We start from the raw sequence: 26,314 nt of genomic DNA on the forward strand, positions 1-26,314 counted from the left end.
GCAGGAGGAGGTCACGGCCGTACCAGGGTACGGCCGTGGTCGGCCGCGTACGCGTGGAAGATCTCCATGGGTGTGGCATGGCGCAGGTGGAGGAAATGCCGGTTCAGGGCGGCGGCGAGGTCTTCCAGCGCGTGCTTCAGCATGGCGGTGGCGACTCGTTGGTCGGCCGATGGCGATACCTGCCCCTCAAGGCTGAAGCCGACGGCGACGCCGATCATCGCTGCCAGCGACGAGTGGTCATCACCGTCACGGAAGTAGTAGGTTTCCGCCCGCTGCGCGAAGTCGACACGCACCTGGATCACGTCCGTCGCGAGGCTTGTCGCGAGATCGACGGCGAGCGCAGGCGTCATCACCTGGCCGGCGGAGCGGGTGGCGTCGCGTATCGCTGCAAGCCGAAGTGCCAGGACGCGCCTTCGAGTGAGTGCCGGGTAGACCTGTGAGATCCACGAGACCAGGGCGGTCAGCAGCGCGAAGCCGACCAGGGCCTGGAGCGGTGCGACGACGCGAAGCCATCCCTCGACCGGCACGATGTCGCCCAGCCCCAGCGTGGCCACCATGACGAGAGAGATGTAGAGCGCATCGAGGAAGTCCGTCCGCGACGTGGGCTCCAGCCCCTGGGCGTAGGAGAAGCCGTGCGCGACGTGCGGCCAGTACACCAGCGTCCACCCGAGGACGATGAGCACCGTCCACAGTCCCGCGACGGCCGCCATGGCAAGCGGACCCGTCACCGCGCCCACCCGGCTTCCCGCGGGAAGCCGCCGTGATGCCCGCCATAGCGTGGAGCTCACCCACATGCTGAGATCGCCTCGGCCAGCGGGGTGCCACAGCGTGTGGAAGACGTCCCGCAGAACCAGCAGCACCAGTCCCGCTCCTCCTGCGGAAACGATCCAGTCCACGCCGTGGTCCCTCCTGCCGTCCGCGAGGCCCCTGGTTTCGCGCCCGTTCTTTCGTGTTACGCGTACAACGTGACCATCGCCACGTCGGTACATCACCGCATCTTGAGGGAACACCTGGTCACTCGCGGGAAAGACATGCTCGGTACTTACTCCGTAGGCCTTGCCGGTACGACCGACGAGAAACCGGCGCGCCGTATCGACGAATGCATCGCCTGTGCACAGGCATGTACCACCTGCGGCGCCACGGCCGCCGTGCTGTTCCGGCACACCTGCCACGACACCGGTACCAACCCCGCGTTCCGGGGCCGGCGCCACCGTCTCGCGAGTCGTGCGACGGTCAGTGCGCGAGCAAGTCGGGTCGGCGCGGCCACTGCCGCGTGTGCGCTGGAGGGTGCGATTGCCGCGAGGAGACCCACAACGACCCGCTCACCTCCCTTGACCGACAGAAGCCGGCACCGCGCCTCATCAGGTGAGACGGTCTGGACCGGGCGTCCACACGGCGTCGGCCAAGGAGCGCCCGACCGTCCCCTGTGCACCGTGTCGGCAGCGAGCGGACTTCGTGCCCGCTACTCCATCCGACAAGACGTGCCGATCGATTCGTTCGGGGTGAACCGATGCAGCTGGACCCGCTTCTGACCGCGGTGGGCGCACTCGCGCTTCTGGTAGCCACGTTCTCCGCTTACATGCGCAGGCTGCCCTTGTCGGGGCCTTTGGTGGCTCTCCTGACGGGCGTTGTGCTGGGTCCGGCCGTCCTGGACGTGCTGCGTCTTCCCGTGTTGCCGGAAGGCCACCGCGGAGTCCATGAACTGTGTCGCGTGCTGCTGGCCGTCTCCGTGATGGCGGTGGCTCTGCGTTACCCCGTGCACGACGTGCGATCGAAGGTGAAGCCGGTCGCCTTGCTCGTGGCCGTGGCCATGCCGCTCATGGCTCTGAGTACGGCTGGGGTGGCGGCCGTCACTCTAGGGGCGGGCCTCGGCGTTGCGGTACTGCTGGGCGCGGCCCTGTGCCCCACCGACCCCGTCCTGGCCTCGAGCGTGGTAACCGGTGATCTTGCCGAGCAGTCGGTTCCCGCACGCACTCGACAGATGCTTTCGCTGGAGTCGGGCAGCAATGACGGGTTGGCGGTGCCACTGGTCATCGGGGCACTGGCGATCGCCGGGCCGCTCACCGGCGGCCAGGCGCTTGGCGAGGCTCTGTGGCAGGTCTGTGCCGCGGTAGCAGTCGGAGTGGCCTCGGGTTGGGTCGCCGGCAGGGCCACCCGCATCGGAGAGAGGAGCGGGGCCATGGAGCCCGGACCACTGCTGGTCTTCACTCTCCTCCTCGCTCTCCTCGTGCTGGGAGTCGCCGGGTTGCTGGGCGCGGGCGGCGTCCTGGCCGTCTTCGTGAGTGGCCTGACGTTCAACGCGACCAGCTCCGTCGGTGAGAGGGTGAAGGAAGCCGAGGCGGACGAGGCGGTCAACCGCTTCGCCGTGCTGCCACTGTTCGTGATCTTCGGTGCCATGCTGCCGTGGGAGCAATGGCGGCGCCTGGGCTGGCAGGGGTTGCTGTTCCTGATCGCCGTACTGCTCCTACGTCGGCTTCCCGTACTGCTGCTCCTGAAGCGGCCCCTCGCTTTGCGCTGGCGGGACGCGGTCTTCCTCGGCTGGTTCGGACCCATCGGGGTATCGGCGCTGCTGTATCTCACTTTGGAGGCGCACAGACTCACCCCGGATCCACGGCTGTTCGCCGCCGGGGCCCTCGCCGTCGCGGGAAGCACACTCGCGCATGGCCTGACGTCCTCGCCCGGCACCTACATCTACCGCAGGGCGGCGACCTGACAGGGAAACGGTCGGACATCACGTGAGGTGTCAGAACGATGTCCACACAGGACAGCACGCGACTCGTCGCTGGGCGCACGACCCCGCCGCGGCGAGAACGTGCGTGGGTGGAGCGCCTCCCCCGACGTCGGAGGCTGGTTCGGCAGCGGTGGCCGCCACGCCGAAATCGCTGCGCGGCGTAACCGAGGGCGCAGACGAAGAAGGGCGGGCGCAGGAACAGGGTGACGGAGCGGGCGACGATCACAGGGGGGCCTTCTGGCGAGCAGCGAGGGCAAGGGGGCGGGCCGGTCAGACGGCCGAGCCGAACAGCTCGGCGAGCAGCGCGGCCCCCTCGGACGGGGCCCGTGCCTGAAGGTGCAGGACGGGGCCGTCGAGGTGGAGACGGAAGCCGAAGGACGGGCAGAACCGCCGCTCGGCGGCGGCCAGTGCCGCCACGGCCCCGGCCCGGTCGGCGGGCAGGGTGAGGCGGATGCCCTCGTCGGTCTCCTGCCGCTCCGTGCCGTCGATCAGCCGCTGCCACTGGGCGGTGCGCCCGCCCAGGCCGTCACCGCTCAGGGAGCAGGCCACAGCAACGAGCCGGAACTGGCACACGGTCTTCAGCTGAAGACGGTGACCAGGAGTACGGCGGCGGTGACCAGTACAGCCAGAGCCGCCTGGAAGGCGTAGCCGAGCTTCGTCTGCCGGAGGCCATGTACTGGGTCGAGGCCGCTTCCGTCGGCCGCTGCGGATCGAAGACCACCTTGAAGGTCTTGCCCACCCGGGGGACCGGACGGGGAGCATTGATCCGCGTGACCATAGGACGTCCGTCCTCCTGCCAAGTAAGAGCACCGGATGAAGTGGACGAGGATTCCGTTCCGTCTGACGTGTCCGCGACACATCGCCTCCGTCTCGACCCGCCCGCGACCTCCTCCAGCGGCAGCCCGAGGTGCTTGGCCGCGCCGACGAACGCCAGACGCTCGACGGCGCCCTCGCCGTAGAGGCGGTGGCCGGCCGGGGACCGGTCGGCGGGCGACAGCCCGGCGCTCTCGTAGAACCGCAGCGTGATCGCCGTCGCCGGAACGCCGGAGCGTCCGGCCAGCTGGGAGATCCGCATCGTGCTCATGAACCCGACGGTAAACCTTCGCCCCGGCTCGAAGGTCAAGGCCGCAGCCGTGGAGGAACCGACTTGACGTGACCCGCATGCACGACCCTTTTCCGGAGCAAGATCAGAAAAGGTTTGCGCGGGCAGCCCCGGCCGCCGTTTCACTGTCAGAACTCGCTCTCACTCGAAACCGGACACCCCGAGCGCGGACACCCGCACCGGCTACACCCCTGCTCGACCCTCGGGGCGTAGAGCCCGGCCGGCGGTCCGCCACGAGTCCGGCCTCGGCGAAACCACGGGACGAGTGTCGGACCGAACGGCTTCGTGCGCGGTGTGCGACAGAGCGGAGCACATGCTCGCGTGAGGCGCCCATCGTGGTCGGTGACCGCTTCGAGCGGAGCCGTGCACGGTTCGTGGCCTGGTCACTTCTTCGGCAACCACGCCTTCCAGACCGACTCGTTCTCCTTGACCCACTTCTCGGCCGCCTTCGCCGCGGTCATCTTGTCCGCGGCGACGTACTTGGCGACCAGGTTCTGCTGCTCGGTCGTCCACTTGAAGTTCTTCAGGAACTCCGCCGCGTCGCCCCCCTCCTTCGCGAAGTCCGCGTTCATCCACTTCTTCAGCGGCACGTCCGGGTACGCGCAGGCGACCTCCTTCTTGTCGGCGTCGCATCCGTCCTCGTGCGGCGGCAGCTCGACCTCGACCAGGTCCATCGTCGCGTTCATCCACTGCGGGGTCCACCAGTAGGTGAGGAAGGGCTTCTTGTTCTTGTACAGCTGCTCCAGCTGCGCGAGATGCGTGGCCTCGGCACCCGCCTCGATCGGCTTGTAGTTCAGGCCGAGGTTCTTGATCAGGGCGTTGTCGTGCGAAACGTACGACGGGTCGCCCTTGATGAACTGGCCCTTGGCGCCGCTCTCCGGGGTCCTGAAGACATCGGCGTACTTGTTGAGGTTCTTGTAGTCCGTGATGTCCGGCTTCTCGTCCGCCAGGTACTTCGGAACGAACCAGCCGATGTGGCCCGTCACACCCAGCTCGCCGGCCGGGACGACGGACTTGTTGCCCTGGACGTAGCGCTTCTCCTCCTGGGGGTGACCCCAGTCCTCCAGGATCGCGTCGATCTTGCCCTGGCTCATGGCGTCCCAAGCCGGGGTCTCGTCCATCTGCTGCGTCTTGACCTCGTACCCGAGCTCGTGCTCCAGCAGGTACGCGGCGACGGCCGTGTTGACCTCGGCACCGACCCACGAAGGGGTGTGCAGGCTGACGGTCCTGGAGTCACCGCCGCCGGTCTCGGCGGCGCCGCAGGCGCTGATGGTGAGCAGGGCGAGGGCGCCGGTCACCGCGAGGGTCGTTCTCGTGCGGCGGGACCGGGCACGCGGACGCGACCCGAGAGGGGGGCGGCCGGCGGTGGGAGCGTGACCGAGACGGACCGTGATGGGCATGGTGAACTGCCTTTCGGGTGAAGGGAGATACCGGACTGTCAGTGCGAGTGGTGCGTGAGGGCGGGTCGGCCGGCCGGCTGGGTGAGCTTGTCGAGGGCCAGGCCCAGGCAGACGATGCCCGCGCCGGCGATCAGGCCGGTACCGAGCTCGCCCGCGGTCAGGCCCTTGACCACGTCGAAGCCGAGTGCCCCACCACCGACCAGACCGCCGATGACGACGACGGCCAGGACGAGGACGACACCCTGGTTCGCGGCGACGAGGAGCGCCGGGCGGGCCAGTGGCCACTGCACGTCGCGGATCTGCTGCCAGGTGGTGGCGCCCAGGGAGCGGGACACTTCCAGGGCGGCCGGGCTGACCTGCTTCAGGCCCTGGGTGGTGACCCGTACGACGGCGGGCAGGGCGTACACGGCCGCCGCGGTGATCGCGGCGACCCGGCCGGCGTTGAACAGCTGGACGACCGGGATGAGGTAGATGAACTGCGGCAGCGTCTGCATGGCGTCGAACACCGGACGGAGCAGCCGTTCGACCGTTCGGACGCGGGCCGCGAGAATGCCGATGGCGAAGCCCAGGAGGAGGGTGAGCGCGACGGCGACCAGGACCTGCGACAGGGTGTACAGCGCCTTGTCCCAGATGCCGAGCACGCCGATGCAGCTCAGGGCGAGTACGGCGGTCGACGCGCCCCGCCAGGTGCCGACGAGCAGGGCCACGGCGGCGGCGAGGAGCAGCAGGGACCACCATGGCAGCGCCTGAAGCCCGTTGTTGAGCGGGTTCAGTACCCAGCTGGTGAAGTTGCCCGCCCACACGGAGGTGCCGCCGAGCACAGGGACGTCCTGGTACAGGTTGCCGACCAGCCAGTCGACGACGGTGTTCAGCGGTGCGGCGATGTCCACCGTGACCGCTTCGGGCCACTCTCCGCCGGCGCTGGAGCCGGCGAGCAGACCGCCGCCGGCCGCCACGAGGACGAGCCCGGTTCCCCGTCGGCCGACCGGGACGCCGCCTCTGGCACCGGCCGCGGCCGTCGTCCGGTCGAGCCAGACGGCGATGAGCACGATGGCCAGACCGGCGGTGAGGCCCTGGCCGAAGTCGCGTGTCTTCAGGGCCTGGTAGACGCTCTCGCCGAGGCCGCCGGCGCCGACCACGGAGGCGATGACGACCATGGACAGGGCCATCATGATGGTCTGGTTCAGGCCGAGGAGGAGCTGCGGCCGGGCCATGGGCAGTCGTGCCGTCCACAGTCGCTGCCACGAGGTCGACCCCAGGGAGCGGGATGCCTCCAGGACGGCCGGGTCCGCGCCGCGCAGACCCAGCGTGGTCATCCGGACCATCGGGGGCATGGCGTAGATGACCGTGGTGATGAGTGCCGACGGAGTGCCGATGCCGAAGATGAGGACGAGCGGGAGCAGGTAGGCGAAGGACGGCAGCACCTGCATGGTGTCGAGGACCGGGCGCAGGATCCGCTGGGCGGTGTCGGAGAGCCCGCCGGCCAGGCCGAGCAGCAGACCGAGCACGACGGCGACGACGACGGACACCAGCATCAGGGCCAACGTCTCTGTCGCCTGTTCCCACAGGCCGAGGAACCCGCACCCGGCCAGTGAGCCGAGGGCTATGAGGGCGGGGCCGGCGCCCCGGCGGCCCGCGCCGCCCGCGTACCAGGCGAGTGCCGTGGCGGCGGTGAGGACGCCTGCCCAGCCGGCCGCGGTGAGCAGGTCGTGGACCCACGCGACCGAGTCGGTGGCCGCGTTGGACAGGTGGAGCAGGAAGTAGAGGAAGACGGGGTGGGTCTCGCGGTTGTCGACCACCCAGTCGGCGAAGGAGTCGAGGGCCGGTACGAGGTCGACCCGCAGTGCCTGCGGCCAGCCGCCGCCGCCGAGCAGCGCGGCGGTGGGCAGGAGCAGGGCCAGGGCCAGCAGCACCATCGGTGTGGAGGGCCGGACCAGGCGCCGGGTACGACGGCGGCCGGGCGCGTCGGTGTGCCCCGGGGGGCGTTCGCCGTCGACGATCGGGCGCGAGGTGGTGACCGTGCTCATGCGGTCACCGGGTCCGTGTCCGTGCCCTGGCCCGTGGCGGGTGCGTCCATGGGAGTGGTGGCGGCCTTGCCCTTCGGTGCGTCTGCGTCGGCGCCCGGGCCCGCGTCCGTGTCGACGCCGTCCTCGCGCATGCCCGGGATCGCGAGGGCGCCCGTACCGGCGTCCGGGTCCGCGTAGTTCGCCTCGTCCGGCGCCAGCCCCGCCACTACGGCCAGCAGCCGCGTGTGGTCCACGACGCCGAGGAGGACGCCGTCCGCCTCGATCCGGGCAGGGACGCCGTCCCGGGCGACCGCGGCGACGCCCTCCGCGACCGTGGCGTCCGGGGCGAGCACCGTGCCCCGGTCCGCCTCGTCGCCGATGGCCGGGCGCATCGCCCGGGACACCGGGACGATCTGCTCACGCGGTACGTCGCGCACGAAGTCGCGGACGTAGTCGTCGGCGGGGCGGGTGACGATCTCCTCGGGTGTGCCGAGCTGCACGATGGCGCCGTCCCTCATGAGTGCGATCCGGTCGCCGAGCTTGAGGGCCTCCGCGAGGTCGTGAGTGATGAAGACCATCGTGCGGCCCTCCTCCTGATGGAGCCGGGCCACCTCCTCCTGCATGTCACGGCGGATCAGCGGGTCGAGGGCGCTGAACGGCTCGTCGAACAGCAAGACTTCGGGGTCGGCCGCGAGCGCTCGGGCCAGGCCCACCCGCTGCTGCTGGCCACCGGAGAGCTGGTTCGGCCGGCGGTCCTCCAGGCCCGCGAGGCCGACCTTGGCGATGACCTCGCGGGCCCTCGCCCGCCGCTCGCCCTTCGCCACGCCCTGGATCTCCAGGCCGTACGCGACGTTGTCCAGGACGGTGCGGTGCGGCAGCAGGCCGAAGTGCTGGAAGACCATCGCGGCACGGTGCCTGCGCAGCTCGCGCAGCCGGGCCGGGTCCATGGCGAGGACGTCCTCGCCGTCCATGGCGAGTTCGCCGGCCGTGGGCTCGATGAGCCGGGTCAGGCAGCGCACCAGGGTGGACTTGCCTGAGCCGGACAGGCCCATGACGACGAACACCTCGCCGCGGCGGACGTCGAAGGAGACGTCCCGGACGGCGACGGTGCAGCCGGTCCGTTCGCGGATCTCGGCGGTCGTCAGGGCGGTGAGGCGGGGGTCGCCGGGCACGCGGGCGGCCTTGGGGCCGAAGACCTTCCACAGGCCGCGTACCGAGAAGACGGAATCGTGACCGTCCATCAGGAGGCCTCCTGCGAGGTGGCGTCCGAGACGAGGAGGTCGGCGCACTTCTCCCCCACCATCAGGACGGCGATCATCGGGTTGACGGCGGGAATGGTCGGGAAGACGGAGGCGTCGGCGATCCGTATGCCCTCCAGCCCGCGGACGGTCAGGTCGGGGGTCACCACTGCCAGGCCGTCGTCCTCGGCGCCGATCCGGCAGGTGCCGGCCGGGTGGTACACGGTGTGGGCGACCTTGCGGGCGTACTCGCTCAGTTCCTCGTCGCCGGTGATCTCGGGGCCGGGGCAGACCTCGCGGGCGAGCCAGGACGCCAGCGGCTCGGTCGCCGCGATCTTCCGCGCGATCCTGATGCCGTCGACGAGGGTGCGGGCGTCGTGGTCCTCCTCGTCGGTGAAGTAGCGGAAGTCCAGGGCCGGCTTGACCTCGGGGTCGGCACTGGTCAGGTACAACCGGCCGCGGCTGCGGGGCTTGGGGATGTTCGGCGTCATCGATACGCCGTGCGCGGGCCGTTCGTAGCCGAGCCGCTCGGGGTTGTCGGTGAACGGGATCTGGTAGAAGTGGAACATCAGGTCGGGTCCGGCGGACTTCGGATCGCGGCGTACGAAGAGCCCGGCGTCGCTGTCCATCGCGGAGTTCTCCGGGATCGGCCCGTGAGTCTCCCAGACGATCACCGACTCGGGGTGGTCGAGCAGGTTCTCGCCGACGCCCGGAAGGTCGTGGCGGACGTCGATGCCGAGCTCCGCCAGCTGTTCGCGCGGCCCGATGCCGGAGTGGAGGAGCAGGCGCGGGGTGTCCACCGCTCCGGCGCAGACGATCACTTCGCGGGAGGCCCGCAGGACGAGGTCCTCGCCGTTCTCGGCGCGTGCCCGGACGCCGGCGGCACGGGTGCCGTCGAACTCCAGCCGGTACGCCCAGGTCTCGAGGAGCAGGTGAAGGTTGGGCCTGTCGAGGAAGGGGTGCAGGTAGGCGACGGAGGCGGAGGAGCGCTTGTTGTCCTCCGGGTGGTATGCCAGGTCGAAGAAGCCGACGCCCTCGTGGAAGGGCTTTCGGTTGAATCCCTCGATCCGGGGCACGTCGAGGGCGTCCTGCGCGGCGTCGACGAAGTCGCGGGCGATGGCGTTGCGGTCCTTCTCGTCCACCGGGACGATGTTGTTGAGGAGCCTGTCGAAGTACGGGGCCATCGACGTGGCGTCCCAGCCGGCGGCGCCGAGTCCGGCCCACTCGTCCCAGTCGGACGGCAGCGGCTTGAAAGCGATCAGCGTGTTGTGCGAGGAGCAGCCGCCGAGGACGCGGGCCCGGCTGTGGCGGATGTGGGAATTGCCGCGGGGTTGTTCGGTGGTGGGGTAGTCGTAGTCCAGTTCGCCGCCGAGCAGGCCCATCCAGCGGCGCAGGGTGAGGACGTCGGGGCGGTCGACGTCGGAGGGGCCGCCCTCGATGACGGCGACGCTGATCCCGGGGTCTTCCGTGAGCCGGGAGGCGATCACCGAGCCGGCGGTGCCTCCGCCGACTATGACGTAGTCGTAGGTGTTTTCGGGCATGCTGAGTTCACTCCAAGAGGCTTTGAGCACGGTGCGGGCGACGGGAGCGGCGCCGGCGGGCGCCACCAGGTGTCAGCCGGAGAACCACCGCACGGGCCGGGGCGCCAGGTTCTGGTAGACGTGCTTGGCTTCGCGGTACTCGGCCAGTCCCGACGGGCCCAGTTCGCGTCCGACCCCCGACTTGCCGAAGCCGCCCCACTCGGCCTGGGGAAGGTACGGGTGGAAGTCGTTGATCCACACGGTGCCGTGGCGCAGCCGGCCGGCCACCCTGCGGGCCCGGGCCGCGTCCGTGGTCCAGACGGCACCCGCGAGCCCGTACTCGGTGTCGTTGGCGAGCGCCACCGCCTCCTCCTCGGTGCGGAAGGTCTCCACCGTCAGGACGGGGCCGAAGATCTCCTCGCGGATCACGCGCATGCGTCGGTGACAGCGGTCGAGGACCGTGGGCTGATAGAAGTAGCCGCCGGCGGGCCTGGCGGCGGAGGGCTCGGGGCGGCGTCCGCCACTGCGGAGCACGGCTCCCTCGGCGAGCGCGGAAGCGACGTACTCCTCGGTGCGCTCCAGCTGCGCCCGCGAGACCAGCGGACCGCACTCGACGTCCTTCTCGGTCCCCCTGCCGAGCCTGATACGGGCGGCCCGGCGGCTCAGTTCGGCCACGAACCGCTCCCGTACCGACTCCTCGATGATCAGCCGGGAGCCGGCCGAACAGACCTGGCCGCTGTGCATGAACGCGGCGTTCAGGGCTTGGTCGACCGCGGTGTCGAAGCCGTCGGCGGTGTCGCAGGCGTCGGCGAACACGACGTTCGGGTTCTTGCCACCGAGTTCCAGTGCCACCTTCTTCACGCCGGATGCCGCGGCCTGCGCCACCTTCACGCCGCTGGCGAGGCCGCCGGTGAAGGAGACGAGGTCGGTGTCGGGGTGCTCGGCGAGGCGGGCGCCGACCGTATGGCCGGGACCGGTCACCAGGTTGGCGACCCCGTTCGGAAGTCCGGCCTCCGCGAGCAGGGCGATGAGTGCCACGGTGCTGAGCGGGGTGATCTCGCTCGGTTTGATCACGAAAGTGTTTCCGGCCGCCAGGGCCGGAGCGATCTTCCAGCTCGCCTGGAGCAGGGGGTAGTTCCAGGGCGTGATCATCGCGCACACCCCCACCGGCTCATGAACGACGACGCTGTGCACGGTGTCACTACCGGCGTCGACGACGCGGCCCGCGCCCTCGGCCAGGACCAGATCGGCGAAGTACCGGAAGGCGTCCGCGACGCAATCGACGTCGACGCGCCCCTCTTCGAGGGTCTTGCCGGCGTCACGGCTCTCCAGCAGAGCGATTTCCTCACGGTCACGCACCAGCAGTGCGGCGACCCGGCGCAGCAGCGCGGCCCGCTCGGTCACCGAAGTACGCGGCCAGGCACCGGAGTCGAAGGCGGTGCGCGCCGCGGTGACGGCAGCGTCGGCATCGGCCGCTGCACCTTCGGCGACCACGGCGAAGGGCCGGCCGTCCGCCGGGTCGAGGACGTCCCGCGTCTCACCGCTCAGCGCGTCGCGCCAAGTGCCGTCCGTGTGAATGGTCGTTCGTGTCAACAACAGTCAGGCTTTCTTGTTCGGGCAGATCCACTCCGCCGTCCCGGTGCCCCCGCGGGCCGGTTCCCGCCGCGCCCCGCTCTCCGACCAGAGGGCTTTCGCAGGGGAAGGCGGCCGGGCCGAAGTTACCCACCAGAAAGCGAAACCGCATGAACCGAAAGTCTTGCGTCGAACATGACGGAGTGTTATTGCCCCGACCGCCGTCGCACCCCGTGAAGTGACAAGGTCAACAAGATGTTTGAGCAAATGGGAGAAAAGTAAGCCAAAAAGCCTTCTGGTAACGGAAATATAACATCTTTGCAGGATGCCATGTTCGCAATCGGAACGTTATGCCATTGACGACCATCCGTAGGTTTGGCCGGGCGGCACATGGACAACTCTCGCGAGCATCAAGGCGAAGGCGAGGCCGGTTCCGGGAGTACCGTGCCGCCCCCGCGCCCGTTTCGGCACTACGAGGCGAGCCGCGTCGTCGCATTCGCACCGACGGAGGTTGCACCGCCGACGCCGGTCAGCGGACAGACCCCGGCCACCTACCCATCGATTTGGTAACCACCACGGGATGCCGCCCCCACTCACAGGAGCGTTGCATAGGCTAAACATCGCTACGAGCGCCACAGCACATTGCGGGGGAAACGCCTTGTCCAACCATCAGCCGGCCGGAACCCGGGTTCTGTCGCTCCTCCCCTACGTCGTCATGGCGGTCACTCTGGTGGCGGACGTCGCTGCCGGACCCACGGTCGGTCTGCTGCCGCTGGTGGCGTTGGGGCCCGCCTTCGCTGGACTCGCCGGTGGACCGTCTCGTACCGCTCTGGTCGGGGTCCTGGCTCTGTTCCTCTGCCTTGCCCTGGGCTGGTACGACGGACTGCTCCCCGGACGGCGCGGCACGACGGCTCTCATCTCGGTCGCCGGCGTCACCGCGGCGGGTTTGGGTGCCGCGGTGATGCGTCGTCGCAGAGAGGCAGAACTGGCCAGCGTGCGCTCCATCGCGGAGGTCGCTCAGCGGGTTCTGCTGCGCCCTGTCCCACGCCAGGCCGGCGAGCTGCTCGTCGCCGTCTCGTACACCGCGGCCGTCGCGGAGGCTCGGATCGGAGGGGACCTGTACGAGGTGGTGACCTTCGCGGGCGGGGTCCGGGTGATCGTCGGCGACGTGCAGGGCAAGGGGCTGGACGCGGTGGAAACGGCGGCGGACGTGCTGGGGGCCTTTCGCGAAGCGGCCCATGACGAGCCGGACCTGACGGGTGTGAGCGCCCGGCTGGAGCGGGCGATGGACCGGACCCTGCAGGACGAGCGGTTCGTCACCGCGGTGATCGCGGAGTTGCGGCCGGACCGGGCCATGGCCCTGCTCAACTACGGTCACCCCGCGCCCCTGCTGATCGACTCCGCCGGCACGGTCCGGTCCCTGGAGCCCGGCACGCCCGCGCCCCCGCTGGGACTGGGGCTGGGGCTGGGCGGGGTGGAGAGCCCTGAACCGCTGACGGTGGAATTCGCTCCTGGCGACCAGCTGCTGCTGTATACGGACGGGGTCATCGAAGCCCGTGACCGGCACGGAGCGTTCTACCCGCTGGTGGACCGGCTCGGCCTGCTGGACGCCGACAGCCCCGAACTCGCCCTGCAGGGGCTCCACGGAGACATCGTCAAGCACACCGGGGGGCCTCTGGGGGACGACGCCGCCATGCTGCTGCTGCGCTACCGCCCGCGTCACACGCTGGGAGGTCCTGACGAACGTCAGCGTGGCACACGGTAGAAAGGTCGTATGCAGGAGCACGAGGGAACCGAGCCGGCGGTGGACGACATCGAGGCCGTGACGCGCGCTGTCGTGACGGCGTCACGACTCCTGGTGGCCGTGTCGGCGCGATCGCTCGCAACGGTCGAAGAGAGCATCACCCTGCCCCAGTTCCGAATGCTCGTGGTGCTGTCCACGCACGGGCCGTCGAAGCTGGTGGCGCTGGCGGAGCATCTCGGGGTCCAGCCGTCCACCGCCATGCGGATGGTGGACCGGCTGATCGCGGCCGGACTGGTGAGCCGCCGAACCAACCCCGAGAACCGGCGCGAGACCGTGCAGAGCCTGACCTCCGAGGGCGATCGCGTCGTCCGGCACGTGACCACACGGCGCAGGGACGAGATCACAGGCATCCTGCGCCGGCTCGACCCCTCCCAGCGCAACGCCCTCGTCGACGCACTCACCGCCTTCAACTCAGCCGGTCAGGAACCGCCCTACGGGGCGGGAGATGTCGACCCACTCCCCCTGGGCTGGTCCGACCCCTCGGACGAGACCCGGTAGGACCGCACCACGGCAACGAAGGAGACGGCGGCGAAGCCGAGCAGCAGAACGGCGGTCCCGGCCAGTCGCCGCAGCACCGGGGCCCGTCCTTCGATCCCGCGCGGAGCGACCCTGTCCCCGGGGTCGTAGACCATGCCGATCAGATCACCCGGCACCACCTCGGGTCCACATCCGCGCCAGAGCTCGTGCCGTACCGGAGAGCCGTTCTGAAGCCGGACGGAGCACCGATAGGCAGGACGATCGAGCGGCTCGTGAGCGACCGCGGTCACCACCACGTCCCGGGTCCGGCCCGCGCCCGCCAGAACCGCGTCGACGGCAAGCCCCGAAACAGCCGGAGCGAGAAGGAAACCGAGAGCCACGAGCACGGCGACCAGCAGGTGCCCCGCCCGGACGAACAGCAGGTACAGCACAACAGCGGCCACGGCCAGCAGGACCGCCGCCTCCGCCCGCGAGGAGGTCACTCCGGCGAGAACGGCGCCGACGCCCGCCCCGCTGACAAGCAGGGCACCTACGGCAGCGACGACCAAGCCCTCGGTCACCAGCCACCACGGAGGGCTGCCTTCGTACTGTGCGGCACCGAGAAGCCTTGCGTTCAGTCGTGATCCCGGCCCCACACTGAGACTATGCAATAGTTTAATTGCTTCATGAAATACCTTGCCCTCGGACGTTACCGAACCGCATCCGAGTCGCGCCTCGCCCAGCTGTCACAGGAGGGCACCACATGCACACCTCTCCCCAGCGCCCTCGCCCTCCCGCCGGATGGAGGCGGCACCTTGCGCGGCTGCCGATCCATTTCTTCCGGGCCGGCCTCGGCCCCCTGTTCGGAGGGCGGCTGCTCCTGCTGATCCACACCGGGCGGCAGTCAGGCCTGTCACACGAGGTGGTCCTGGAGGTGGTGACCCGCGACCGCCACCGGGGCACATGGACCGTGGCGTCCGGATTCGGGCCGGACGCGCACTGGTACCGCAACCTACGTCGCACCCCTCAGGCGACAATCCAGTTCGGTCGCGGCTACCACGTCGTGACGGCCCAGTTCCCCACCTCGGAGGAGGGCGGACGAATCATGACCGAATACGCCCGCAGGCGCCCCCGGGCCGCGGGTGCGCTCTGCCGCTACACGGGATTCCCCACCGATGGAAGCGTGACCGACTTCCGGACCGCGGGCGAACAGATCCCCTTCGTGCGGTTGCAGTCCGACGAATCGGTCTGAGCGCCCCTGCGACGACAGCCATCCGCGGTCAGAGCAAGGCGTCCAGCAGATCCTTGCAGGCGTGCTGACAGTCCCGGCACGCTTCGGCGCAGATCAGACAGTGAGCGTACTCGTCAGCGTGCCCCGCACACATGTCGGCGCATGCCGCGCAGAGGTCGAAGCAGGCCCTCAAGAGGGCCCGGGCGACCCGGGCGTCTCCGCCGATCGCGCGCATGAGCACGGACGCCGTGGCGCGACAGGCGTCCGCGCAGTCGAGATTGAGCCGCACGCAGTCGACCAAACCCTTTACGTTCTCCTCCGCCAGACAGGCATCCGCGCATGTCGTGCAGGTCTGCATGCAGACGAGGCACGAATCGGCACAGATCGCCAGCCGCTCCCTGGCCTCACCCGAGACCGCCACCGCGGGATGACGGCCGATCATCGACGACGTCCGGGTCTCCATGAGATCACCTTCTTCGCCTGACCCTTTCACACGCTTCTGCCCAGGCGCCGCTCAACCAGTCATGGACGAAATTCCCCTCCTTACTGACTTCGGTTTGTCAGGGTGAACCTTGGCGAAGTGCCTGATGGGCTTGAGGTGCTGCCTGTACGGACGAGTGTGGCAATGGGGTTGCTCGGGCCACTCATCCTGCCGATGTCCGGCAACCGGGCCGGCTCAGGGATGCCGTCAGCGGCCCGTGGCTCCGCCGCGGAGCCCCGCCTACTGTTGCCCCGTACGTGAGCAGGGCATACGAGGGTAGGGAACATGGTGGACGAGACGGTACGCGCAGGCGCCGGGCACCGTACGGAAGTCTTCGTGTGGCTGGGGCTCGCGCTACTCCTGGGTGCACTGTCGGCCCTGGTACTGATTCCCCAGGCCCAGCATCAGCGCTCGCTCCGCGACGGTGTGCGCGCCGACGCCACCATGCATACCCGCGGCACGTGCGCGCTGGGACGGTGCAAGGTCGCCTTCGAGGTGCAGGACCGCACCGTCGTGGCGGCCCTGCCCCCAGGCAGTGGTGGCAGCAAGTACCCCGTGGGCGCGCACCTCACCGTCCGGTACCGGGCGGACGATCCGCAGACAGTCGCGGCCGCGGCCGACGTGGAGGGCGGTGGGGCGACCTTGCTGGCGGCCTCGACCGGCGCGGGCGCCGTGTTGTTCCTGCTTCTGCCGGTCATGAAGACGGTGGCCCGAGCACGGCGGCGGCGCGCGGCGTCCAGCGCCGTTGGATGACGTGCCCGCCCCACATGCCGATCACTGAGCTCTTTCAGAGTGGCCACTGATCGGGTGACGGGCCGGCGTCTCGCAACGCACGAGGCTCCTGCGCCGTTGAGAGAGGTGTTCGACGTCTCAACTCATCAGCGCAGGAGCCTCATTGGTTCTCTATCCTGCCGCACTCGACCTGTCTCATGCTCTGGTCGAGTGGGTATCCATGCTCATCGTCACCCGTGAGGGTGACCGCCGCTGCAAGCTCCCGCCCCACCAGCGTGCTCTCGTGGGCCTGGTCTACCTTCGCCGGCACGACATCGCGCAGATCACCGCCGGCTTCGGTATATCCGTCGGCGACAGCCGGGCCGACTTCTCCCAGAAGCACCGTCGTCACGGAGTGAACGTGCAGGTCGTGGCCAATCCCGCGGGCGACCTGCTGTAGATCCCTCCCGCGCTGCCCGGCCGCACCCACGACCTGACCGCGGCCCGCACCCACCGCATCATCCGGATCTGCGAACGCCAGGGCGTCCCCGTCCTCGCCGACCGCGCCTACATCGGCGCCGGCCCATGGGTGACCACACCCATGGGCCGGCTTCCCGGCCAGGACCTCACCACGACCCAGCGAACGATCAACCGGGCCCTGTCAGCGGCACGGGCACCGGTCGAACGAAGCATCGCAAGGCTGAAGTCCTGGCAGATCTTCCGCCGGGCCCGCTGCAGCCCCAACCGCATGACCGTCATCGCCGCAGCCGTCCTCACCCTGGAACGCCAACGCTGATGAACCTCATGGCCGTTCCAGAGAAAGGACGGATGGGCAACGGCCGTCATCCAGTCGGAAACCGTCTCACGACCAGACAAGCCGACCTTCGGAGAACCGACTGACCCGGGAGCTTCCACCGGCGATCCTCGTCAGCGTCTCCGCCACAGAGTCGAAATACTGGGCCATCGATTCGTACTCGCCCGTGACCGTAGGGTCACCCACGAACCAGCTGCCGACGCGCCCGTCCCGCAGATCGACGAACTTTCCACTCCAGCCGTCCTGGTCCGACAGGAACGGGATCCACTCGTTCCGCCAGAACGGGTAGTCCGGCTGGTCCGGAGGGTCGAATCCGCAGGACGTGGAGCGGTTCGCGTAGAGCCTCTCCATCGCCCGGATGCCCAGAAAGAAGCTCCCCTCGTCGGGGAACCCGTCGAAACCGCAACATTGCACTTCGTCGTCGAAGTCTTCCTCCGGCAGATCCAGATTGTTCTGCAGCAGCCAGGTCCGCAGGTCCCCATGCAGGGAGATCCCCATCCGTTCTTCGGCTGCCGCGAGCATCTGCTCCGTGGCGGGCCCGGGTAGATCCGCGTGATCGGCCGGCGCGTGCTCCCGAAGAAGGCTCATCACACGTGACCAACTCTCAGCCACACTCATCGCCCTCTGTCCTCTCTCCAAGGATGCCTCCGTCCGACTACGCCACTGCGGAGGTCGGGAAGTACCGGCCGGAGAACCTTGCAAGGATAATACTTCGAGCATATGTTCTATTTTCCCTGCGATCGTCCTCCGCCCCGAAGCGCGGAGCTAAGGGCTGTCCCGCAGCGAAGTGACCGCCCGCGACTTCTCACAGACAACCCACCGCGCCCGGTGAGCCCAGCCAAGTAGCTTCCGGGGCTCAAGCGAGAACCATGGCATCACCCTGAAGTGGCGAAGCTGAAAACGCTCACTGACACCACCACGCCTTCACGCGACCACGACCAGCGGTAGGCGCTCCTTTCGGCAGCGTGGTCCCCCACGCGGGCGTCCATGCGCCGCGGGACGTAAACCAGCCGTGCGACGCACATCTGACGGCGCCACAGGTCCGGTCGGCGCCTGCTCGGGCGTCGTCCCGGGCCGCGCCGGGTTTCCGGCGGGGGTGGTCGTGTCCGGAAAGCAGTGGCTGGATAATCTGCGTCCGGCGCGCGGGCTCCCGAACGGGTGCATGCCCGGGCGCCTGCCACAGGTCGGCCGGCCACGGGCCCCGCTGTCGCCGTGGGCCGGGCGACCGTCGCCCTCCGGACAGGACACGACATGCTCGACGAGGCGCCCGCCAGAACCACGGAGCCGCTCGAAAGGCCCGCCGCCCCCGACCCGTACACCGGCCGGGCCGCCTCTCCGCCGGCCGGGGATCCGCCCACCGAGCCCTGGGCGGCGATCACCCACTTCGCCGAGCGGACCCCGCACGCTCCGGCCCTGCGGGACAGCCGGCGCACGGTGACGTACGCGGTCCTGGTCGAGCGGGTCCGGCGCCTCTCCGCCCAGTTGCGCGGGAGGGGGATCGGACCCGGTGACGTCGTGGGCGTCCTGCTGCCGCGGAGCGCGGACTTCGCGGAGACGGTCCTGGCGATCTGGCACGCCGGAGCGGCGTACCTGCCCCTCGACCCGGCCCACCGGGCGGCGTGGACGGCCGAGGGCCTCCGGCAGGCCGGGGCCGTCCTGTGCGTCACCCGCTCGAAGGCCGGGGCCAGGGACGGAACAGGGGCACCGGGCGTTTCCGGACTGCCGGTGCCGATCGTCGACCTGGCCCGCCTCGACGCGTCCCAGCCGCCCGCGGTCCCCTCCCAGGGCCGACCGGAGGCCGGAGCTCCCGAGCCCGACAGCTGGGCGTACCTCATCCGGACGTCGGGCAGCACCGGGCGCCCCAAGCTCGTACCGGTCGCCCACGGGGGTCTGCCCCATCTGGTGGCGGCACAGCGCCACGCGATCTCCGGGCTCGGGCCGGGCAGCGTGGTGCTCCAGGTGTTCACGCCGCTCTTCGACGGCTGGGTCTTCGACCTCCTCCTCGCCCTCGGCCACGGCGGGCGCCTGGAGGTGCTCGACGAGGAACGGCTCGGCCGCCCGCTCCACACCGTGGCCGCCGAGACCGGCACCACGCACGCGACGGTGCCGGCGGTCCTCGCCCGCACCCTGCGGCCCGTGGACTTCCCCGGCCTCAAGGTGCTGCTGAGCGCGGGGGACGTCTGCCTCCCGGAGACCGCGCGGCGGTGGGCCGGGCAGGTCCAGTTCGTCAACGGGTACGGCCCGACCGAGACGACCGTCTGCGCGACCCTGCACACGGTCGACCCCGCGGCCCCTCCGTCCGGCACCGTGCCCGTCGGCCGTCCGGTGCCCGGTCGCCGGATCCTGCTTCTGGACGAGGCGCAACGGCCTGTTCCCGAAGGCGAGTTCGGCGAGATATGCATCGGCGGCTGGGGGCTCACCCCCGGATACGTCGGTGACCCGGAGGAGACGGCGCGCCGCCTGATCACCGATCCCACGGGGACGGTCCCTGGCGGCCTGATCTACCGGACCGGCGATCGGGGGCGGCTGTTGCCCGACGGTGCGCTGGAGTTCGGCGGACGCCTGGACGCGCAGGCCAAGGTGAACGGCTACCGCGTGGACCCGGCCCAGGTCGAGTCGGCGCTCGTGGGACTGCCGGACGTCCGGGACGCGGTGGTCGTGGTGGACGAGAGCATGGAGGGGAGGAGGCTGCTCGGCTACGTCAGGCTGAGGGACGCCGCGTCCCGGCGGGACGGCCGCGACCTGCGGGCCGAGGTGCGGGAGGTGCTCCCGGCCCACCTCGTGCCGGCCTCGGTGACGGTGCTGGACGCATGGCCGCTGACCCCGTCGGGCAAGGTCGACCGCGCGCTGCTGCCGCCGCCCGGCCGGGAAGCCGCGGCCACGGCTCCGGCGTCGGGACCGGCCGCCCGTCTGTCGCACATCGCGGGAGAGGTCCTCGGAACCGGGGCCCTGGGGGCCGACGACTCCTTCACGGCACACGGCGGGAACTCGCTCCAGGCCATCGAGTTCACCGCACGCGTCCGGACGGAGATGGGCATGGCCCTTCCGCTGCGGGCGGTCCTCGAAGGGGCGGTCGTCACCGAACTCGCCGCGCGAGCCGTCCCCGTCGAGAACGACCGCCCGCCGCTCCCGCGGCCCGCGGGCGGACACGCCGACGAGCCGCGCTCTCGCGCGCGCGAGAGCGCCGGACCACAGCCCTGCTCGGCCGCCCAGCAGCGCGTCTGGCTCGCGGAGCACATGGCCGGAGGGACGCCCGCCTACCATGCGGCCTCCGTGACCCGGCTCCGCGGCCCCCTGCGCGAACCGTCCCTGCGGGCCGCCCTGCAAGCGCTGGTGGACCGCCACGAGGTCCTGCGCTGCCGGCTCCCGATCCACGACGGAACCCCCCGCTACGTGGTCGACCCCGATGCACGCGCGGAGCTGCGGTACAGCGATCTGCGGGACGCTCCGGACGCCGAACGAGCCGCGTCCGAGGCCGCCCTCGACGAGGCCCGCCGGCCCTTCGACCTGTCGGAGGGTCCCCTGATCCGCTGGCACCTGATGCGCACAGCGGACGAGGAGCACGTCCTCGTACAGACCGAGCACCACGTCGTTCACGACGGCCACTCGGCACGGCTGCTCCTCGCCGACCTGGTGCGGGGCTACGCGGAGCACGTACGCCACGGAAGCGTCGACACCCGTCCGGCCGCTCCCGGCTACGGCGCGCTGACGGCCGCCGAGCTCCACTGGGGCACCGGGCCGGAGGCCGAGCGGCAGCGGGCGTACTGGCGCGCCGTCCTGGACACGCCGCCGGCGCCCTTGCCCCTGCCTCCGCGCAAGGCGTCCGCCTCCGATGGGGAGAAGGCGGCGGCCTCCCACCCGGGCGCGGAGCAGCGCCTGCACCTGGACGCCGAACTGGTGGACCGGGCGAGAGCGTTGGGGCGGGCTCACGGAGCCACTGTCTTCATGGTCGCCTTCGCCGCGTTCCTGGCCGTCCTGCACCGCACGACCGGCGCACGGGACGTGCTCGTCGGTTCGGGCATGGCGAACCGGCGCCGCCCCGGAACGGCCGGAGCCGTGGGCATGTTCGTGAACACGGTGGTGCTGCGGGGGAGGCCGCGCCCCGGACTCTCCTTCTCCATACTCCTCGCGGAGGTGCGCTCGACGTGCCTCGACGCCTACGAGCACCAGGAGCTGCCGTTCGAGGAGGTGATCGCCCCGCACCTGCGACGCTCCGCCGGGGAGAGGAACCGGCTCGTGCAGACCGCCTTCAGTTTCCACGACACCCCCCTGGCCGCCCTCCCCGAGTCACCACTCGACATCACGGTCCGCGAGGGCCTGCCCCTGGGCGCGGCCAAGTTCGAGCTCGGTGTGACCGGCTTCCCTCACCACGAGGAAGAGCCGGACCGGAGCGGGACGGGCCCGGACGGTCTGCTGCGCATACCCCGGTCCCGCGGCCCGGTCCTCCCTGCGGACCGGCCGGCCGGACTCACCCTGACCTGGCAGTACGAGACCTCGCGCCTCGACGACGACGCGGTGCGCGGCATGATGGACTGCTACGAGGCCGTCCTGCGCGCGGTGGTCGATCGTCCCGACACGCCGCTCGACGCGCTTCCGCGCTGGGTACCCCGGACGGCGGAGTCCGTGGAGCCAGCCCCGTCGGTCCCGGGCGTGCGGGCGGAGGGTCCGGGCGGTCGTGGATCCTCACCGTCCGGTATCGGAAAGGCGCGCGGTCACACCGACGCTCTCGCCCGGCTGATGGGCCGGGTGCTGGGGGTGCCCGGCATGCGGCCGCAGGACGATTTCCTGGAGCTCGGCGGCGATTCGCTCGGCGCTCTCCGTTTCACCCTGCTCGCCCGTTCCGAGCTGGGTCTGGACATCCCTCTGCAGTCCTTCCTCAGGGCGCCGACAGCGGCCGCGGCCGCCGGTCTGGCGCGGCCGGCGGCGCAGGACCTCATCCCGGCACGCCCCAGGAACCGTACGAGGAAGGGTGAGTAGCGGCATGCCGTCGTACGACCGCGTGTGCTTTCCGCTCGCGGACCCGCAGCGCCGACTGCTGGACCGGCTCGGCGCCTGCGCCGACCCCTCCGCGTACGTGAGTTTCCTCGCCCATCACGTGCGCGGCCCCCTCGACCTCCCCCGGCTCCGGCGAGCCGTGGACGCGCTCACCGCCCGTCACGAGCCCCTGCGAACGGCCTTCCCCGCCGACGAGGACGGCACGGTCCGGAGGCAGTGCGTCGAGGAGCCCGACGCGATGCCCTGGGAACTGACCGTGTTCGACACGCCACCCGTCCCTGCGGGCCCACCGCTCCCGCGCAGTGACGAGGACACCCTCCTGCGGAACTTCGCCCGGCGTCCGTTCGACCTGGTCCGAGGGCCTCTCGCACGCGTGCTGGTCGTACGCCGGGCGGCCGAGGACCACCTCGTCGTCCTGGCGGTCCACCTCCTGGCCGCCGACGGCTGGTCGCTGCGGATCCTGCTGGACGAACTGGGCGAGTACTACGCTGACGCGGGCCGTGCGACCGCGCTCCTCCCGCCGCTCGCCATCCAGTACGCCGACTGGGCCCACTGGCAGGCCGGGAGAGCGGCACGCCCGGAGAGCCCCCTCCCCCGGATCCCCGCCCGCCCGGCCGACGGGCCGGGGCGGCGCCTGCGTACGGCTCCCGTGCCGGTGCCGGCGGCGGGGCGCCTCGCCCGCCAGGAACGGGTACCGCTGTTCACCGTGCTTCTGACGGCCTTCGTCCTGGCGGCACGCGGGCCGGCGGCGTCCCGTGTGCTGGTGGATGTCCCCGTCTCCGGGCGCGATCACCCGCAACTCGGCGTGCTAGCGGGCTACTTCATCCGGCTCCACCGGCTCGACGTCTCGCTCCCCGATGCCATCACCTTCCGGCAGGCGGTGCGCCGGGTGCAGGGCGCCTGGGCCGAGGCCGAGGAGACCGATGCGGCCTCCTCCCGCCTTGCGCACCCGCCCACGGGCACCGGTCCGGCCGGGGATCCGGCTCCGGCGGCCGGGGGCGTCCCGCTCTTTTCCTACCGCGCCCGTGACGTGCAGCCGCGGCTGCGCCTGGAGGGCTGTTCCGTGACCGAAGCCCCCTGGCTTCACGACGCCGCGAAAGTGGATCTCGGCCTGATCACGGACCGCGTCGGAGACGCGGTCCACCCCGTGCTCGAGTTCCGCCCGTCCGTCGTCCCGGAGCGGGCAGCCGACCGCCTGGGCCGGAGCTTCGCGGTGCTCCTGGACAAAGCAGCGGCCGACCCGGATGAGACGGTGGATCCCCTGGCGGCAGGAGCACCCTGACGACCGCCGGAACGGGGCGCTCGACACCTCACCCGCCCCTGCGGCCGGCACCCCGGCTGCTCCGGTTTTCCGAGCCGTGGCATGGGCATGAGCGGTACTCTCCCTGTCGGCGTCGGCACGTGCGGAGAACGGGCACGAGTCCGCCGACAGACGGGGCATGGGGGGCGACGTTCGGTGTCTGCGACGGAGGACGGTGAACTCCTCGGCCGGGAGCGGGAGACGGCCTTCCTGGACGGCGTCCTGCAAGCAGCGGCCTCCACGGGTGAAGGAGCAGCGGTCCTCCTCCGGGGCCCGGCCGGCATCGGCAAGTCGGCCCTGCTGGCCTGGGCACGGAACGCGGCGCGGCGGCACGGTTTCGCCGTCCTGGGAGCGGTGGGCTCCGTGACCGAGTCGGAGCTCGCCTTCGGGGGCTTCCACCAGGTCTTCTGGCCGCTGCTGAAGCGCTCCCGGACCCTCCCACCACGGGACCGGGAAGTCCTGGAGCGCGCCTTGGGCCTGGGGGAGGGACCGTCTGCCGGCGCGACCCCGCTGGGTGCCTCGGCCCTTGCCCTGCTCACCGAGGCCGCGTGCGAGCGGCCGCTGCTGGTCGTGGTGGACGACGTGCACTGGATGGACGACTCCAGCACCGCGGTGTTCGCCTTTCTGCACCGGCACGTCGCCGCCCTGCCCGTGGTCTTCATCGGAGCGGGCCGCGAGGACAGCCCGGCCACCGACCGGTGGACCGCGGAGCCGCTGCGGGTGGAAGCGCTGGAACCGTCCGCCGCCGAAACCCTGTTGCGCCGGTATCACCCGACGCTGCCCGTCACCGCGGCCACACGGGTGCTGACGGAGGCCGCGGGCAATCCACTGGCCCTCCGGGAACTGCCCGTGCTGCCGGACGACGAGCACGACACCGGCCTGCCCGGTGGCCCCGGTCGGATGCCCCTGGCGCACCGGCTGGAGCACCTCTTCGCCGAGCGGATCCGGTCGCTGCCGGCTGACGCCGCGCACGCCCTGCTCCTGGCCGCGCTCGGCGGCCGGGTGGACCTGCGGAACACGGATGCCGGGGCGACCGCGGCAGCCCCCGAAGACCGTGCGGTCGTTTCCGAGTGCGCTGTGTACCCTCCCGGCGACCCCGCGGCGGTCCTCGCCGCCGTCGAGGCGAGCGGGCTGGCGCACCTCGACGGAAGCGGTGTGCTGGCCTTCCGCCATCCCCTGGTGCGCAGTGCGGTGATCTCCCTGGCCTCGCCCGAGGAGGAGCGGGCGGCCCACCGGCTGCTGGCAGGGCGACTGGACGCCGGCGACCCCCGACGGCTCCGGCACGAAACACTGGCCGCGGTCCTGCCGGACGCCTTCCTCGCCGCACGGCTGGAAGACGCCGCGCGGCAGATCGCGAGACGCGGCGGCGACGCGGAGGGGGCGGTGCTGATGGACCGGGCCGCCGCTCTGAGCACCGATGCCGCGTCCCACACGGCACGCCTGACGTGGGCCGCCGTCATGGCCGCGCGGGGCGGGCGACTCGCCCACACCGCCGAGTTGGTGGAGGAACTCAAGAGAAGGCCGATACCGCCCGGCTCCGCTCCGCTCTTCGCCTACGCGGTGGTGTACGTCGACCAGAGTCACCGGGTCGACTTCGAGTCGTCCTTCACGCTGCTGCCGCAGGCGCTGGACCTCCTCTCGCACACCGGGGTCGAGCCCTTCGAGGGGCTGGCGGAGCAGATCTACTTCAAGCTCCTGCTCGCCACCTCCTACACCGACGACCCCCGAGGCCGGCGCGCCCTGGAGAAGCACGCCGACGCTGTCTCCCCCCTGGCCAGGCTGTGCCGCGCGGTGTGGTCCGATCCGCCCCGGACCGCGCACGGCGCGACACGCGCACTCGGCCTGCTGAACAGGGAGATGAGCGAGGAGCAGGAGGCGGGAGCCGCGTGGTTGCTGCTGTGGACGGCGACGGCGGTGGACGCCGCCGACGAGACGCTGTGGCGCCGCTTCACCGGCCAGCACGCCTACGCCACCCAGGGCTCGGTCGCGAAGGCCCGGTTCTACCAGGACTACCTGCGAGGCCGGTGGGAGAGCGCGGCCGCGTGCCTGCGGGAGGCGGAGGCCGCGGACGACCGCGGATACCACTGCAATGCCCTGCTGTTCCGTCACTACTACGCCCACTTCCTGGCCGGCCGGGGCGACGAACAGGGACTGAGAGAGGTGGAGGCGCTCATCGAGCCGTCGGCCTCGGGGGCTCGGATGCGGTTCGTCACCGACCACCTCGTCCACCTGCGGGCCCTGGCCGCGCTGGCGCACGGCCGGTACGAGGAGGCGTACCTGCACCTGGTCCAGCTCATGTCCCCCGGTGTGCTGCCACGCGGTCTGCCCTGGTTCCACCTGCCGTTCTTCGACCTCGTGGTCGCCGCCGTGCACACGGGGCGCCGGCGCGAGGCCACCGCGCACGTCGAGGCCGGACGGGCGGCGCGGATGGCCGACATCTCCGCCCACCACGCCTTCCTCCTCGCGGCGGCCTCGGCCGTCGCCGCGGCCGATGAGGTCGCCGACGCCCGCTACCGGGCCGCGTACGCCGTCGAGGACGCCGAGACCTGGGTCTTCGGCATGGCCCGGTTGCGGCTGGCCCACGGCTCGTGGCTGCGCCGGCGCCGGCGCGCGGAGGCATTCGATGTGCTGCACCGGGCGCGCGACGCGTTCCGGCGGCTGGGCGCGGAGCCCTGGGCGGAGCGCTGCGAGGAGGAGCTGACCGCCGCGGGGCCGCCGGCGGCGGTCGGCGGACGCGGGCTGTTGACGGGCCAGGAACGGCGTGTCGCCCAGCTCGCGGCGACGGGGCTGACGAACAAGGAGATCGGCACGGCCCTGCAGGTGTCACCTCGTACCGTCGCGGCGCACCTGTACAAGATCTTCCCCAAGCTCGGAGTCACCTCCCGGGCCGGGATCTCCCGGGCACTGGCCGACGACTCGGCCGAACGGGACTGAGACCGGTTCCCGCCGGGCG

Annotated in this window: 19 protein-coding genes and 1 pseudogene; 10 read left to right on the top strand and 10 right to left on the bottom strand. The window is 71.0% G+C overall.

Features of this window, described 5'->3' with window-relative positions; genetic code table 11:
* Positions 1 to 11 precede the first annotated feature (11 nt).
* Positions 12 to 896, bottom strand: a complete 885-nt coding sequence (locus IE245_RS05220; RefSeq protein ID WP_229851075.1) for a potassium channel family protein — start codon at positions 894 to 896, stop codon at positions 12 to 14.
* Positions 897 to 1,510: 614 nt separating this feature from the next.
* On the opposite strand from IE245_RS05220, the gene IE245_RS05225 reads away from it, so the two are divergent.
* Positions 1,511 to 2,713, top strand: a complete 1,203-nt coding sequence (locus IE245_RS05225; RefSeq protein ID WP_189945522.1) for a cation:proton antiporter domain-containing protein — start codon at positions 1,511 to 1,513, stop codon at positions 2,711 to 2,713.
* Between the two features lie 288 nt (positions 2,714 to 3,001).
* On the opposite strand, the gene IE245_RS05230 is transcribed toward IE245_RS05225, so the two are convergent.
* From IE245_RS05230 to IE245_RS05260, 7 genes are all read right to left on the bottom strand, one after another.
* Entirely contained in the window at positions 3,002 to 3,280 is a 279-nt protein-coding gene (locus IE245_RS05230) for a hypothetical protein (protein ID WP_189945523.1), read from the bottom strand.
* Positions 3,258 to 3,815, bottom strand: coding sequence for a MerR family transcriptional regulator (locus tag IE245_RS38010; protein WP_373305270.1), 558 nt, complete (start codon positions 3,813 to 3,815; stop codon positions 3,258 to 3,260). The genes IE245_RS05230 and IE245_RS38010 overlap by 23 nt, the downstream gene beginning before the upstream one ends.
* Before the next feature lie 401 nt (positions 3,816 to 4,216).
* A complete protein-coding gene (locus IE245_RS05240) occupies positions 4,217 to 5,131 on the bottom strand; it encodes an ABC transporter substrate-binding protein (RefSeq protein ID WP_229851076.1) in 915 nt (304 codons plus the stop codon).
* Between the two features lie 140 nt (positions 5,132 to 5,271).
* Positions 5,272 to 7,260: an ABC transporter permease subunit gene (locus IE245_RS05245; protein WP_189945525.1), complete on the bottom strand. Its 1,989-nt coding sequence runs from the start codon at positions 7,258 to 7,260 to the stop codon at positions 5,272 to 5,274.
* Positions 7,257 to 8,480, bottom strand: a complete 1,224-nt coding sequence (locus IE245_RS05250; RefSeq protein ID WP_189945526.1) for a quaternary amine ABC transporter ATP-binding protein — start codon at positions 8,478 to 8,480, stop codon at positions 7,257 to 7,259. Before IE245_RS05250 ends, IE245_RS05245 begins: the two co-directional genes overlap by 4 nt.
* Positions 8,480 to 10,018, bottom strand: a complete 1,539-nt coding sequence (locus tag IE245_RS05255; RefSeq protein WP_189945527.1) for a GMC family oxidoreductase — start codon at positions 10,016 to 10,018, stop codon at positions 8,480 to 8,482. Before IE245_RS05255 ends, IE245_RS05250 begins: the two co-directional genes overlap by 1 nt.
* 72 nt (positions 10,019 to 10,090) lie before the next feature.
* Entirely contained in the window at positions 10,091 to 11,593 is a 1,503-nt protein-coding gene (locus IE245_RS05260) for an aldehyde dehydrogenase family protein (protein WP_189945528.1), read from the bottom strand.
* Between the two features lie 691 nt (positions 11,594 to 12,284).
* Here IE245_RS05260 and IE245_RS05265 point away from each other — a divergent pair.
* The 4 genes from IE245_RS05265 (at position 12,285) to IE245_RS05280 (ending at position 15,081) form a co-directional block, all read left to right on the top strand.
* On the top strand, positions 12,285 to 13,334 hold the full coding sequence (locus IE245_RS05265) for a PP2C family protein-serine/threonine phosphatase (protein WP_189945587.1): 1,050 nt from the start codon (positions 12,285 to 12,287) through the stop codon (positions 13,332 to 13,334).
* A 9-nt stretch (positions 13,335 to 13,343) separates the two neighbouring features.
* The gene (locus tag IE245_RS05270; protein WP_189945529.1) at positions 13,344 to 13,871 is read left to right on the top strand and encodes a MarR family winged helix-turn-helix transcriptional regulator; all 528 of its coding nucleotides are present in this window, start codon (positions 13,344 to 13,346) and stop codon (positions 13,869 to 13,871) included.
* 251 nt (positions 13,872 to 14,122) lie between these two features.
* Positions 14,123 to 14,473 (top strand): hypothetical protein, encoded by a 351-nt coding sequence (locus IE245_RS05275; RefSeq protein WP_189945530.1) that lies wholly within the window; start codon positions 14,123 to 14,125, stop codon positions 14,471 to 14,473.
* 119 nt (positions 14,474 to 14,592) lie between these two features.
* Entirely contained in the window at positions 14,593 to 15,081 is a 489-nt protein-coding gene (locus IE245_RS05280) for a nitroreductase family deazaflavin-dependent oxidoreductase (protein ID WP_189945531.1), read from the top strand.
* A gap of 28 nt (positions 15,082 to 15,109) precedes the next feature.
* On the opposite strand, the gene IE245_RS05285 is transcribed toward IE245_RS05280, so the two are convergent.
* Positions 15,110 to 15,523 (bottom strand): four-helix bundle copper-binding protein, encoded by a 414-nt coding sequence (locus IE245_RS05285; protein WP_229851078.1) that lies wholly within the window; start codon positions 15,521 to 15,523, stop codon positions 15,110 to 15,112.
* Between the two features lie 303 nt (positions 15,524 to 15,826).
* Between IE245_RS05285 and IE245_RS05290 the strand changes: the two genes are divergently transcribed.
* Both IE245_RS05290 and IE245_RS05295 read left to right on the top strand, forming a co-directional pair.
* Positions 15,827 to 16,294, top strand: coding sequence for a DUF3592 domain-containing protein (locus tag IE245_RS05290; protein ID WP_189945532.1), 468 nt, complete (start codon positions 15,827 to 15,829; stop codon positions 16,292 to 16,294).
* A 142-nt stretch (positions 16,295 to 16,436) separates the two neighbouring features.
* Positions 16,437 to 17,048, top strand: a pseudogene (locus IE245_RS05295) (transposase family protein).
* Positions 17,049 to 17,114: 66 nt separating this feature from the next.
* Here IE245_RS05295 and IE245_RS05300 read toward each other — a convergent pair.
* Positions 17,115 to 17,684, bottom strand: a complete 570-nt coding sequence (locus tag IE245_RS05300; protein ID WP_189945533.1) for an SMI1/KNR4 family protein — start codon at positions 17,682 to 17,684, stop codon at positions 17,115 to 17,117.
* A 633-nt stretch (positions 17,685 to 18,317) separates the two neighbouring features.
* Here IE245_RS05300 and IE245_RS37650 point away from each other — a divergent pair.
* The 3 genes from IE245_RS37650 to IE245_RS05315 all read left to right on the top strand — a co-directional run bounded on the left by IE245_RS37650 (position 18,318) and on the right by IE245_RS05315 (position 26,295).
* Positions 18,318 to 22,043: a non-ribosomal peptide synthetase gene (locus IE245_RS37650; RefSeq protein ID WP_189945534.1), complete on the top strand. Its 3,726-nt coding sequence runs from the start codon at positions 18,318 to 18,320 to the stop codon at positions 22,041 to 22,043.
* A complete protein-coding gene (locus IE245_RS05310) occupies positions 22,036 to 23,343 on the top strand; it encodes a condensation domain-containing protein (protein ID WP_189945535.1) in 1,308 nt (435 codons plus the stop codon). Before IE245_RS37650 ends, IE245_RS05310 begins: the two co-directional genes overlap by 8 nt.
* Positions 23,344 to 23,517: 174 nt before the next feature.
* The gene (locus IE245_RS05315; protein WP_229851079.1) at positions 23,518 to 26,295 is read left to right on the top strand and encodes an AAA family ATPase; all 2,778 of its coding nucleotides are present in this window, start codon (positions 23,518 to 23,520) and stop codon (positions 26,293 to 26,295) included.
* Positions 26,296 to 26,314 lie beyond the last annotated feature (19 nt).

Origin of the sequence: Streptomyces roseolus (assembly GCF_014649855.1) — a bacterium.
Lineage (GTDB): Bacteria > Actinomycetota > Actinomycetes > Streptomycetales > Streptomycetaceae > Streptomyces > Streptomyces roseolus.